Raw genomic sequence first — 12,437 nt, 5'->3', positions numbered from 1 at the left:
CTCGACCGCTCAGGCTGATTGCCCGCCCGTGCGCTTTCCGGCGGCTTCGGTAGTGCCAAGCGCCTTCATCACCGTGTCAACGATACCCTTCGCGTCGAGCCCCGCCTCGGCATACATCAGCTCCGGCTTGTCCTGGTCGATATAGGTGTCGGGCAACGTCAGCGCGCGCACCTTCAGGCCACCATCCAGCAGACCATCTTCGGCCAGGGCGTGCAGCACGAAGGAGCCGAAACCGCCGACCGAGCCTTCCTCGACCGTGATCAGCACGTCGTGAGTTTCGGCGAGCTTGCGGATCAGCGCCCGGTCGAGCGGCTTGGCGAAGCGGGCGTCGGCCACCGTGGTAGACAGACCGTGGCTCGCCAGCGTTTCGGCCGCCTTCAGGCTTTCGGCGAGACGGGTGCCGAGCGACAGGATGGCGACCTGCTTGCCGCCGTCACGCACGATGCGGCCCACCCCGATCTCAAGCGGCACGCCGACGGTCGGCATCTCCATGCCGACGCCCTCGCCGCGCGGGTAGCGCAACGCCGAGGGCCCATCGTTATAGGCCACCTGGGTGGCCACCATGTGGACCATGTCGGCTTCGTCGGCGGCCGCCATGATCATCATGTTGGGCAGGCACCCAAGATAGGCGAGATCGAAGGAGCCGGCATGGGTGGGGCCGTCGGCACCCACGAGGCCGGCCCGGTCGAGCGCGAAACGCACCGGCAGGTTCTGCAGCGCCACGTCGTGCACAACCTGGTCGTAGCCGCGCTGCAGGAAGGTCGAGTAGATGGCACAAAAAGGCTTGTAGCCTTCGGTCGCCATGCCGGCCGCGAAGGTGACGGCATGCTGCTCGGCGATGCCGACGTCGAAGGTGCGCTTCGGGAAGGCCTGGCCGAACAGATCGAGCCCGGTGCCGGACGGCATGGCGGCCGTGATGGCCACGATCTTGTCGTCCTTCTCGGCCTCTTTGATGAGGCTTTCGCCGAACACCCGCTGATAGGCCGGCGCATTGGCCTTGGCCTTCACCTGGGTGCCGGTGATGACGTCGAACTTGTTGACGCCGTGGTACTTGTCCGACGCCGCCTCGGCCGGCGCGTAGCCGTGGCCCTTCTTGGTCACGACATGGATCAGCACCGGGCCGGCGGCGCTGTCGCGCACATTCTTCAGCACCGGCAGCAGGTGCTCGAGGTTGTGGCCGTCGATCGGGCCGACGTAATAGAAGCCGAGCTCCTCGAACAAGGTGCCGCCGGTGAAGAAGCCGCGGGCATATTCCTCGGTGCGCTTGGCCTTTTCGTAGAAGAAGCGCGGCAGGTGCTGAGCCAGCTGCTTGCCGAAGTCGCGCAGCGACCGGTAGGTGCCACCGCTGACGAGCCGCGCCAGATAGGCTGACATGCCGCCGACCGGCGGGGCGATCGACATGTCGTTGTCGTTCAGGATGACGACGAGCTTCGAATGCAGCGATCCGGCGTTGTTCAGCGCCTCATAGGCCATGCCGGCCGACATCGAGCCGTCGCCGATCACCGCCACCACGGAATTGTTGCCGCCCGACAGGTCGCGCGCCACCGCCATGCCGAGGCCGGCCGAGATCGAGGTGGACGAATGCGCGGCGCCGAACGGATCGTATTCGCTTTCGGCACGCTTGGTGAAGCCCGACAGACCACCGGCCTGACGCAACGTGCGGATGCGGTCGCGGCGCCCGGTAAGGATCTTGTGGGGATAGGCCTGATGCCCGACGTCCCAGATGATGCGGTCGGCCGGGGTGTTGAACACGTAATGCAGCGCGACCGTCAGCTCGACGACGCCGAGCCCGGCGCCGAGATGGCCGCCCGTGACCGAAACGGCGCTGACCGTTTCGGACCGCAACTCGTCCGCGACCTGGCGCAAGTCGGATTCCGGCATCTGTCGAAGATCGCTCGGGATTTTGATGCGGTCGAGAAGCGGCGTATTGGGGGTCATTCTGAACTCGTCAGAGAATTGCTGCCACGTTGGCGAATTGGTTCCGGTACACCGTTTGGGTCGGCGAGGCAAAGGATTACAATCGCCGAAAGGTTGAATGCGCCGTGACTGCGCTTTACCGGTCGCCACGGGCGCTTAGCGGCATCCCATACTGAAGATTTGAACAGCAACGCTGACATTTGTTTTGCGTGCGGCGCAAACTGCTCTTCAACACCGGGTTTCGCTGATGGGTTTGCTGTGGTGCAACGCAAAGTGGAGCCCTGGTGACGACGCCCTGACGGCGATGGCGGTGGGCTGCCCCCAACCAGGGTTGGACGCGTGCAAGCGAAAGACTGAACCGGTCTCACTCCCCCACCCGATCAGCCTTGCACCTCTTTCATCTGGCAGCAATGGCGCTTCCCAGGCCTGGACGTAGCCGCTAGAACCCCGACCGGAAATCGGGAACTGATCTGTTTCGATGCGCATGTCTCAGGTGCTCACGGCGCTGGCGGCAGAGCCCGGGGAGCGCATCCCGGTGCGAACGATCTTCGGCGCGTTGAGCGACCGGTCGTTCGCGCTGCTGGTGGTGTTGCTCGGGCTGCCGAACTGCCTGCCGATGCCGCCGCCCATCCCGGCCTTGTCCGCCGTGGCCCTGATCGTGGTGGCGGTTCAGATGGCGATCCTGCGTCCTGCCCCGTGGCTGCCGCACCGCTTGCTGCGCGGCTCCGTGCCCCGCGCCGAGCTGTTGCGCGCCGTCGGCCGCGCCCTGCCCTACGTGGCGCGGCTCGAGCGCTGGTCGCAGCCGCGCCTGAACCTGTTCGAAGCCCGAACCGGCGCCATCCTGAGTGGTTTGTTGCTGATGCTGCTGGCCATCGGCATGTTGTTCGCGGCGCCCTTCGTGGGCCAGGTGCCCTATGGCATCGCGGTCTGCCTCGTCGGACTCGGCCAGGTGGAACGTGACGGGTTGCTGGTGTCGTTCGGTGTCGTGGCAGGCGCCATCGGGGCGGCCCTCAGCGCCAGTTTTCTTTATGCGTTGTTTCGCACGGTCGATTCGATGATCTGAGCGTTGGAGCCGCATGGTCTTCATCGCGCTCGCCTTCGTCCCGCTCTCCCTCCTCGTCACCTATGGGCTGCATGCGCCGGCCCTGCTGGTGTTCGGACTCAGCGCCGCGGCCCTGGCGGTGCTGGCCGATTGGACCCGCCGCGCCACCGAGCAGTTGGCCGAGCGCGCCGGCCCTGCCCTCGGCGGCCTGATGAACGTCAGCCTCGGCAGCATGGCCGAGATCATCCTGGCCTTCTTCGTGTTGCGACGCGGGCAGGCCGACGTGGTGCAGGCCCAGCTGGTCGGCTCGATCCTCGGCACCACGCTGCTGGGGCTCGGGCTTGCCGTGATGGCGGGCGGCATCGGCCGTGATAAGCAGGTGTTCGACCGCCAGCGCGTCGGGCTGCTGTCGACCCTGCTGCTGCTGTCCACGGTGGCGCTGATGCTGCCGGCCGTCTTCGACCTTACCGGCCGGCGGGTGACTCATAATTCGGCAATGGCGTTGTCGGACGAATATCTCAGCCTCGGCGCCGCCGCGATCCTGCTGCTGCTGTATGGCGGCAACCTGCTCTACACCCTCGTCACCCACCGCGACGTCTTCGCCTCGGATGACGAACGCGGTCAGGCCAGCTGGTCACTCGGCTTGACGCTCGGGGTGCTGGCCGCCGCCACCGTGATGGTGGCCTGGGAGGCCGAGATCGTGTCGGATGCCCTGACCGAGGCCGCCGGCGCGCTACACTTCTCGCCCACCTTTCTGGGCGTCGTTGTGCTGGCACTGATCGGCACCGGCGGCGACCTCATCGCGGCCGTCGCCTTCGCGCGGCAGGATAAGATGAGCCTCGTGCTCAACATCGCGATCGGCTCTGCCATCCAGATCGCCCTCGTGGTGGCGCCGCTGCTGGTGATCCTGTCATGGCTCGCCGGCCACCCCATGACCCTTGTGTTCAGCAATCCGCTGCAGCTATTCAGCATTGCGGCCGCGGCCTTCATCGTGCGGTCGGTGGCGGCCGATGGCGAAACGACTTGGTTCGAGGGATTGTTGCTGGTCGGGGTTTATGCGCTGCTGGCGCTCGGCTTCTTCTTTGTCGAGGGGTGACGCTCGCCGCGGCCAAGCCTGGGCGCCTCACGAGGCCCCGTCGGCTTGCGGGCGGACCCGCGATCACGGCATGATCGCGCCATGCTGATCCGTGACGCCGAGCCGGCCGACCTGCCCGCCATCCTGGCCATCCACAACGATGCCGTGCTGCATTCGACCGCCATCTGGTCGATCCACCCGGTCGACCTCGCCAACCGCGCGGCGGTGCTGGCCGAACGCCGGCAGAAGGGCCACGCCTTCCTGGTGGCCGTCGAAGGCGACGCGCTGATGGGCTATGCGTCCTTCGGCGACTTTCGCCCGCATGACGGCTTTTTTCGCACCGTCGAGCATTCGATCTACGTGCATGCGGATCATCGCCGCAAGGGCGTCGCCCGGGCCCTGCTGCCGCCCCTGATGGCGGCCGCAACCGCGGCCGGCAAGCACGTCATGATCGGCGGCATCGATGCCACCAATGCGGGGTCGGTGGCGTTGCACGAAGCTTTCGGGTTTCAGACCGTGGGGCTGTTGCCCCAGGTGGGCTTCAAGTTCGGCCGCCCGCTCGACCTGCTGTTCATGCAGAAGATCCTCGGATCCGAGGCAGAGCCCGCCTTCAGCGGTTGAGCATCTCGAGCGCGAGGGCGTGCAGGCGCGGGTCGCCGGCCGCCACCACCTGCCCGCCCCCCGCCGCGTCACCGCCATCCCAGGTCGTCACGATGCCGCCCGCACCGGCCACGATGGGGATCAGGGCCGCGATGTCATAGGGTTTCAGGCCGCTTTCGACCACGAGGTCGACATGCCCGGCCGCCAGCATACAATAGCTGTAGCAATCGCCGCCATAGCGCGACAACCGCGCAACATCCTCGATGCGGGCATAGCGGTCGCGTTCGCCGGGCTCCATCAGGCGCGGGCTGGTGGTCATGGTGACGGCCTCGGCCAGCGTGGCGCAGGGGCGGGTCCGCAGCGTGTGGGTGACGACGGTGCCGTGCGGATTCGGACCCGACCATGAGGAGCGCGCCCCATCACCCATGAAACGCTCGCGCGTGAAGGGCTGGTGCATCATGCCGTAAACGGGCTGGCCGTTGTGTTCGAGGCAGATCAGCGTGCCCCAGGTCGGGAAACCCGAGATGAAGCTCTTGGTGCCGTCGATCGGGTCCAGCACCCAGACGTAATCCGCGTCGGGCTGGTGGTTCGGGAATTCCTCGCCCACGATGCCATGCGCCGGAAACGTCTCCATGATCATCTGACGCATGGTGGTTTCTGCCGCCCGATCGGCCTCGGTAACCGGATCGAACCGCACGCCGGCCGACTTATCCTGCAACGCCAGGGTGGTGCGGAAGAACGGGCGGATGGCCTCGCCCGAGGCCTCGGCGAGGCGGTCGACAAAGGCGGCGAAGTCTACGGCGGTCATGAACGATCTCCGCTCAAGGTTGCGGGCGGCGCATGAAGCGCCCGGATGCGACGAAATCAGCCCGACCGGTCATTCGGCGGCCATCCGCTGCTCGCCCCGCATGGCCGAGGTCAATTGCGCCACCATCTCGGCCAGATGGTCGGCCAGCACAGGGAAGTGGGCGTTCGGGCGCAAGCTGCGCTCGTCCATGTAGAGGTGCCGGTTGATCTCGATCTGCAGCGCATGCCGATGCGTGGCAGGGTGACCGTAATGCTCGGTGATGAACCCGCCCGCATAAGGCCGATTGCGGTCGACATGATAGCCGAAGCCACGCAGCGCCGCCTCGGCGACATCCACCACGGTGCGGTCGCAGCTGGTGCCGTAGCGGTCTCCCAGCACCACATCGGCCCGCAGCCGGTTCTCGTGGGTGCCGACCGGGCCCGACGAGACGACCGAGGACGGCATCGAATGGCAGTCGATCAGCAGCATGGCGCCGAAATGGTGCTGAGCTTCCTCGATCAGCCGCCGCAATTGGGCGTGGTAAGGCTTGTAGAGCGCATCGATGCGGCCGATCGCCTCCTCGACCGTCAGACGCCGCGCATAGATCTCCTGCGACTCGCCGACCACGCGGGCGATGGTGCCGAGCCCGCCGGCAACCCGCGGCGAACGCGTGTTGGCAAAGGACGGCAGGCGGCCGTCGAACATGCGGGGGTCGAGCTCATAGGGCTCGCGATTGACGTCCAGAAAGGCACGGGGGAAGCGGGCGCGCAGCAAGGGCGCCCCATGCAGAACGCCGCCCTGGAACAGCCGGTCCACATAGGCGTCTTCCGATCGCCGCAACGCCTGGGCATCGAGCCGGGCACTGGCGAGAAAGCTTCGGGGATAGACGTCTCCGGAATGCGGCGAGCTGAGCACGACGTTCGACACCGCGCCGGTGGGCAGCAGGATGTCGAAAGGGGGGTCCAACTCCGGGTCGCCGGCCATCATTCCGAGCATTGTTCTCCGAGCGATCGCCAGGCTCGACGTCGAGCGATCGTTTTAACGGAGGTGCCGGGCCCTTGTCCACGCCGACCCGCCTGCGGGGCTCGGCAAGGCGTTCGGCGGCATGGATCTGAGAGCTACACCGGTTGTGCCTCGGACGTGGACGGCGGGCGCAGATTGCCTTGGATTGAAGCCGCGTCTCCTGTTGCACAATTGCCGACATTCCTGCCCGTCGCAGCGAACCCTTGAAGCTGAACGGCGGTGAACGGCAAATATGCGGCGATCCAATATTGTTAAGCTCATGCAAAGGCGGCTCATCAGGCCGCCGGCTGGGCGTCCTCCGCCTCAAGGCCTTCGACGTTGGCTAGAACGCGTTGAAGAAGCGAAACCAGCGTCGCGACGTCGTCTGACGACAGGCCCCTGGTCATGTCGGCATTGCCCTGGCGCAGGACCGCACGGCCAGCGGGCAGGCGAGCCCGCGCCTGCCCGGTCAGCGAAACCAAGCTGGCACGGCGGTCGCGCGGGTCGGGGCGGCGCTCGATCATACCTTCCCGCTCCATGCGCGCGAGCATCTGCGCCATGCTGGGCTGCTCGACCTTGGCCCAGCGTGCGAGCTCAATCTGAGACATCGCCTTACCGTCCTTGAGCGCCGCAAGCACAGGCAGCTGCGCCGTCGCGAAGCCGAGCGGGCGCAGTCGAACGTCGCCGATGCGTGTGAGGGCGCGGGCGATACGGCTGAAATAATGGCCCGGATGGCGGAATGGATCCCAATCGTCATCAGCCATTGCATAGGTTCCTATGTTTTACTAATATAGGCTCCTATGTATCCGGAGATTATCATGACGGCAATGACGAGGATCGCAATCATCGGCGGCGGCCCCAGCGGGCTGATGCTGGCGCGGCTCCTGCAGCTACGAGGCCTCTCGCCAGTGGTGTTCGAGCGCGACGGCCATGCCGGCGAACGGCCGCAGGGTGGATCGCTGGACCTGCACGGCGACACCGGCCAGCGGGCGATGCGGCTTGCCGCGCTGGAAGCTGAGTTCGTCGCAGCGGCGAGGCCGGAAGACCAGGGTGACCGGCTCTACGATGCGGGCGGCACGCTGTTGTTCGATCGGGACGGCGAGGGCGACGACCGTCCCGAGATCGACCGCTCGGCGCTGCGGGACATCTTGCTGGCGTCGCTGGCGCCGGACACGGTGCGATGGGGCAGCCGGGTGGCGGCGATTGAGCCTGACAGCAGCGGTTGTCAGATCGCGGGGGAGCGGTTCGACATGGTTGTGGGCGCCGACGGCGCCTGGTCGCGGGTGAGGCCGCTGCTGAGCGACGCCCAGCCGATCTATGAAGGCGTCGCCTTCGCCGAGTTGGGCTTCGAAGCCGCCCTGCATCCCGATGTTGCGGCGGTGACCGGGCAGGGCAAGATGTTTGCGGTCGGCGAGAACCGAGCGCTGATCACCCAGCTTAACGGCCATGGGCACATCCGCGGCTACGCGGGACTGCGCGCGCCGGAAGCGGTGGCGCAGCATTGGGCCAGGCTGGGACCCGAGCAATTGCGGGTGGCGCTGCTAAAGGCGTTCGAGGGCTGGGCGCCGGCGCTGCTGCGAGTGATCGAAACGGGGACGATCGTTGGGTCGCGGCCGCTTCATGCGCTGCCGATCGGGCACCGCTGGACGAGCCGACCGGGTGTGACGCTGATCGGGGATGCCGCGCACCTGATGTCGCCATTCGCCGGTGAAGGTGTGAACTTGGCGCTGGCCGATGCCGCGGACCTGGCGGATGCGCTTGCCTCCGGCGGGAGCTGGGCGGCGGTCGCGGCCCATGAAGCTGCGATGGCGGCACGGGCGGTGGTGGCGGCAGAGAAATCGGCGGCGGGGCTACGCGCGGTGTTCTCGGCAGCGGGTGTCCGGCCAGTGCTCGATCATTATCGCGAGCGGCTAGGCACCGATGTGTGAGGGCTGCGCACCGGTCGTTGCGGCGAACGTTCGAATGGGTGAAAGTGGGATGGCAGCTTTCGCCCAGAGGCGGCCATTAACGTAATCGCCTGACCTGGCCCGAGGCATGGCGATTACCGATTCGCGGCGGACTCTCCCGTTTCCTGAATGGGTCGTCTGGTTCATCTGTCAGGCAGTTCTGAGTCGACCATCCTTGGCCACTTCTCCGCCAAGTGGGGCGCTGCCGGTCGCTTCCAGCGATTTAAGAGAACTTGTGTCCAGAATATAAGTGAACCTGTGTACAGCCCATTCACTACGTATCTGACCCAGGTGTTCTGAAGACCATGCCTAAAGACGGCTTCTAGACTGACTATGAATAAGCACGTCAAGCATAGGTAGACAGCAGCTCCAAGGACTGCAAGACGCAACCGTCGGGCGGGGAAGGCACGTTGTGCTACCTGCAAAGGCAGTACGGCGGCTTGGATGAGCCAATCGCGCTTGTGAAGCCTACGAAACTCCCGGTGCGGATCGTCCAATGGGGCTGGCATTCGAAGCCTCCATGCGTCACTGCCCGACAGGGCCCCCGGTATCGTTGCGAACTCTCCCGGCTCTCTGAAGGCCATATCGTTCATGGCAGCTTCCCTTCTGGAATGGTCCGAGGATGCCTCCCTCAGGCGAAACTCCTAAGGACCGCAAAGGGCCGCAAGCAGTCTTAAGTTCAGATCGTCTCCGGAGTAGACACTCAATCCAAAATCGTAGCCCAGCGGCCTTGGTCAGCTAAAGCCGAAAGCGACGCGTCCCCGCACCTCGTCGCCGAAGCGTTCTTCGGCGCGACGCACGACGCGGCCGCCGAGCCGCTCGTAGAACCCGAGCGCCCGATCGTTATCGGCGAGGGCCCAGACCAGCACGCTCATATAGCCATGATCGGCAAGGTCGCGGCGGGCCGCCTTGAACAAGCGTTTGCCAAAGCCGAGTCCCTGGAACTCCGGCGCCAGATAGATTTCGAAGATTTCGCCGCCGAAGGGCAGCGACGGCACACGATTACGGCCATAGCTGACGTAACCAGCGATCAGGTCGTCGAAATCCAGCACGCTGAGGCGGGTGCCGCGCAGAATGGCGGTGCGCCACCAGCGGGGGCCGCGGCGTGCCACCATACGCTCCAGTTCCCGGCCCGGGATGATGCCGCGATAGGCATCACGCCAGGCTGCGTCGTGGACGGCCGCAATGGCATCCGCATCGCCGGCTTTCGCGCCCCGGATCGTGATGACTTTCTCGACCATGCCCGATGTTAGGGCCGGGTCGCCGCATCTTGCAAGACCCCGGCCCGTCGTTTGTTAGTGGTCGCGCCGACCCTGATTGGCACTCTGGGCTTGCCCCGGCGCTCCGGTCCGCTTCGGCCGGCCGGCCGGGTTGCGGCGGCGGTTCTGACCGTTCTCGGCCGGGCGACCACCGCCCGCACCGTGACGCTCGCCGCCACGGCCAGGGGCCGCGCCGCGATGGTGGCCGCCGGAGCGGTCGGGACGCGGCTGGCGCGCCGGCTCCTTCGGCTTGTTGGCTTCCGCCACTTGCACGGCCGCCGCCACGGCCGCCTGGTCGCCCAGGGGATTGGGCAGCACGGGGATCTGACGGCGGATCAGCCGCTCGATGCCGCGCAGGTCGCCACGCTCATCCTCGCCCACCAGCGACACCGCGATGCCATCGGCGCCCGCCCGGGCCGTACGGCCGATACGGTGCACATAGCTTTCCGCGATGTTGGGCAGATCGAAGTTGATGACGTGGGTGACGCCATCGACGTCAATGCCGCGGGCCGCGATGTCGGTGGCGATCAACAGCCGCAAGGAGCCGTCGCGGAACGACGCCATGGCGCGCTCACGCGCGTTCTGGGATTTGTTGCCATGGATCGCGGCGGCCGAGAAACCAGCCGATTCGAGGTGGCGCACGATGCGGTCTGCACCGTGCTTGGTGCGCGAGAACACAACCGCGCGGGCGATGCTGGCATCCTCGAGCAGCTTGTGCAGGGTCGCCTGCTTGGCGCGGTTCGGCACCAGGATGAGGCCCTGCTGGATGCGATCCACCGTGGAGGCCACCGGGGTGACGGCAACCTGCTTCGGGTTCGTCAGCATCGAGCCGGCCAGATCGGCGATCTCGGGCGGCATGGTGGCCGAGAAGAACAGGTTCTGCCGACGCGGCGGCATCACGGCCAGAAGGCGGCGGATGTCCCGCACGAACCCCATGTCGAGCATGCGATCGGCCTCGTCGAGCACCAGGATCTCGATCTCGTTGAGGGTCAGGGCCTTTTGCGAGATGAGGTCGAGCAGACGACCCGGGGTCGCCACGACCACGTCGACACCACCCGCGACCGCCCGCACCTGACGATTGACCGGCACGCCGCCGAACACAACCGTGCTCGTGACGCGCATGAATTGCGCATAGCCGGTGAAATTGGCTTGGATCTGGCTCGCCAGTTCACGGGTGGGTGACAACACCAGCACACGGCAGGCCTTTGGCGAGGCGCGGCGGTTAATCTTCTGCAGATGATTGAGGATCGGCAGCGCAAAGGCGGCCGTCTTGCCAGTGCCGGTCTGGGCAACGCCCAGGAGATCGTGTCCGGCCAGGACGTGTGGGATGGCACCCTGCTGAATAGGGGTGGGGCTCTCGTAGCCCTCAGCGGCAAGCGCCTTGAGCAAAGGCGCGGCAAGGCCGAGGTCGGCGAAGTTGGTCAAATCGGATGTCTTTCGTTGGTCGAGGTCGCGGCGATGACGCCGTTCAAACCCGCAGGCGGGGTTGCGCACAGGCCCGAAGCATGGATCGGGACGCCGTCAAGTGCGAACGTCACCACGGCGGGGATCAAGACCCCATCACGCTAACCTGTACCATCTGGCACGCGCGGCGACGGGTTCGGTATGCGGGTCCACCTTCAGATTGTCAATCAAACACCGGTGCAGGGCCGCCATGCATGCCTGGGCCTGCGGCGTGGACCCCGATGCGGCAAGCCTGCCCCATGGCGCTGCCTGTACAGGGGAGGGCCGAGCCGCTATGCAACGAGCCTGCAGAACAGCTCCAAGGATGTCACAGGCATGGCGCGTTTCGAGATCGCCAAGGATCGGATCATCACCGTGTTCGGCGGCTCGGGATTCCTCGGGCGCTACGTGGTGCGGTCGCTGGCGCAGCGAGGCTGGCGCGTCCGCGTGGCGTCGCGTCGCCCCGATCTCGCCTTCCATCTGCAACCGCTCGGCCGTGTCGGGCAGATCCATGCGGTGCAGGCAAACCTGCGCTATCCGGCGTCGCTGGCAGCCGCCATGCGGGGGTCGGACGCTGTCGTGAACCTCGTCGGCATCCTGGCCGAGGCGGGACAACAGAATTTCGAGACCGTGCACGTTTCGGGCACGCGTGCCATCGCGCGGGCCGCGAAGGATCACGGCATCGGCGCTCTCCTGCAGGTGTCGGCGATCGGCGCCGACGCCAAGGGGGCTTCGGCCTATGCCCGCACCAAGGCAGCCGCCGAAGCCGCCGCACGGGAGATCCTGCCCGAAACCATGGTGGTGCGCCCGTCGATCTTGTTCGGCCCCGAGGATGACTTCTTCAACCGTTTCGCGGCGCTGGCGCGCATCTCCCCCGTGATGCCGCTCATTGGCGGCGGCACGACGCGTTTCCAGCCCGCCTATGTGGGGGACGTGGCAGAGGCCATCGCCCGCAGCCTCGAAGGCGCCGCAACGCCAGGCGTCACCTATGAGCTTGGCGGCCCGGAGATCCTCACCTTCGAGCAGATCCTGCGCTACATCTGCGCCGAAACGGGCCGTAAACGCGCGATGGTGTCGATCCCGGCAGGTCTCGCTTCGGGCCCCGCCGCCCTGTCGGAGGTGATCAACGGCCTGACGCTCGGTGCCTTGCCGTCGATGTTCCAGTTGACGCGAGACCAATTGAAGCTGCTCGAACAGGACAATGTGGTTTCGGCCGCCGCCACTACGGCGGGACACACCTTTGCCGGTCTTGGCATTCAGCCGCAAACCGTCGAGGCCATCACGCCGACCTATCTTTACCGCTTCCGCAAAACAGGGCAGTTCGATCGGACGCGGCAGACCGTCTGATCGGTCGTCTGCCGAGCGC

The 12,437-nt window shown here is 66.3% G+C and carries 11 protein-coding genes; 5 read left to right on the top strand and 6 right to left on the bottom strand.

Annotated features, from left to right (window positions below; all coding sequences use genetic code 11):
- Window positions 1-9: 9 nt before the first annotated feature.
- Entirely contained in the window at window positions 10-1,938 is a 1,929-nt protein-coding gene (gene dxs, locus P7D22_RS04415) for a 1-deoxy-D-xylulose-5-phosphate synthase (protein ID WP_319933002.1), read from the bottom strand.
- A gap of 463 nt (window positions 1,939-2,401) precedes the next feature.
- On the opposite strand from dxs, the gene P7D22_RS04410 reads away from it, so the two are divergent.
- The 3 genes from P7D22_RS04410 to P7D22_RS04400 all read left to right on the top strand — a co-directional run bounded on the left by P7D22_RS04410 (window position 2,402) and on the right by P7D22_RS04400 (window position 4,655).
- Window positions 2,402-2,980: an exopolysaccharide biosynthesis protein gene (locus tag P7D22_RS04410; protein ID WP_319933001.1), complete on the top strand. Its 579-nt coding sequence runs from the start codon at window positions 2,402-2,404 to the stop codon at window positions 2,978-2,980.
- A 13-nt stretch (window positions 2,981-2,993) separates the two neighbouring features.
- A complete protein-coding gene (gene cax / locus P7D22_RS04405) occupies window positions 2,994-4,055 on the top strand; it encodes a calcium/proton exchanger (protein WP_319933000.1) in 1,062 nt (353 codons plus the stop codon).
- An 81-nt stretch (window positions 4,056-4,136) separates the two neighbouring features.
- Complete coding sequence (locus tag P7D22_RS04400) at window positions 4,137-4,655, top strand: GNAT family N-acetyltransferase (protein ID WP_319932999.1); 519 nt, start codon at window positions 4,137-4,139, stop codon at window positions 4,653-4,655.
- Here the strand turns inward: P7D22_RS04400 and hisN are convergent.
- From hisN to P7D22_RS04385, 3 genes are all read right to left on the bottom strand, one after another.
- Window positions 4,645-5,442 carry a histidinol-phosphatase gene (gene hisN, locus P7D22_RS04395; protein WP_319932998.1) on the bottom strand — a complete coding sequence of 266 codons (798 nt, stop codon included), beginning with the start codon at window positions 5,440-5,442 and terminating at the stop codon, window positions 4,645-4,647. The genes P7D22_RS04400 and hisN overlap by 11 nt on opposite strands.
- A 69-nt stretch (window positions 5,443-5,511) precedes the next feature.
- On the bottom strand, window positions 5,512-6,408 hold the full coding sequence (locus P7D22_RS04390) for an N-formylglutamate amidohydrolase (RefSeq protein ID WP_319932997.1): 897 nt from the start codon (window positions 6,406-6,408) through the stop codon (window positions 5,512-5,514).
- A 311-nt stretch (window positions 6,409-6,719) separates the two neighbouring features.
- Window positions 6,720-7,187: a MarR family winged helix-turn-helix transcriptional regulator gene (locus P7D22_RS04385; protein ID WP_319932996.1), complete on the bottom strand. Its 468-nt coding sequence runs from the start codon at window positions 7,185-7,187 to the stop codon at window positions 6,720-6,722.
- 36 nt (window positions 7,188-7,223) lie between these two features.
- On the opposite strand from P7D22_RS04385, the gene P7D22_RS04380 reads away from it, so the two are divergent.
- A complete protein-coding gene (locus tag P7D22_RS04380) occupies window positions 7,224-8,351 on the top strand; it encodes an FAD-dependent oxidoreductase (RefSeq protein ID WP_319932995.1) in 1,128 nt (375 codons plus the stop codon).
- Window positions 8,352-9,103: 752 nt separating this feature from the next.
- Here P7D22_RS04380 and P7D22_RS04375 read toward each other — a convergent pair.
- Together P7D22_RS04375 and P7D22_RS04370 are read right to left on the bottom strand one after the other, a co-directional pair.
- Entirely contained in the window at window positions 9,104-9,610 is a 507-nt protein-coding gene (locus P7D22_RS04375; protein WP_319932994.1) for a GNAT family N-acetyltransferase, read from the bottom strand.
- 54 nt (window positions 9,611-9,664) lie between these two features.
- Window positions 9,665-11,053, bottom strand: a complete 1,389-nt coding sequence (locus P7D22_RS04370; RefSeq protein WP_319932993.1) for a DEAD/DEAH box helicase — start codon at window positions 11,051-11,053, stop codon at window positions 9,665-9,667.
- Window positions 11,054-11,407: 354 nt separating this feature from the next.
- Here P7D22_RS04370 and P7D22_RS04365 point away from each other — a divergent pair, with 354 nt between their 5' ends.
- Window positions 11,408-12,418: a complex I NDUFA9 subunit family protein gene (locus P7D22_RS04365; protein ID WP_319932992.1), complete on the top strand. Its 1,011-nt coding sequence runs from the start codon at window positions 11,408-11,410 to the stop codon at window positions 12,416-12,418.
- Window positions 12,419-12,437 lie beyond the last annotated feature (19 nt).

Origin of the sequence: Lichenihabitans sp. Uapishka_5 (genome assembly GCF_033947565.1) — a bacterium.
Classification (GTDB): domain Bacteria; phylum Pseudomonadota; class Alphaproteobacteria; order Rhizobiales; family Beijerinckiaceae; genus Lichenihabitans.
The sequence above is the reverse complement of the archived record's forward strand: the minus strand, read 5'-3'. Positions and strand labels throughout refer to the sequence as shown.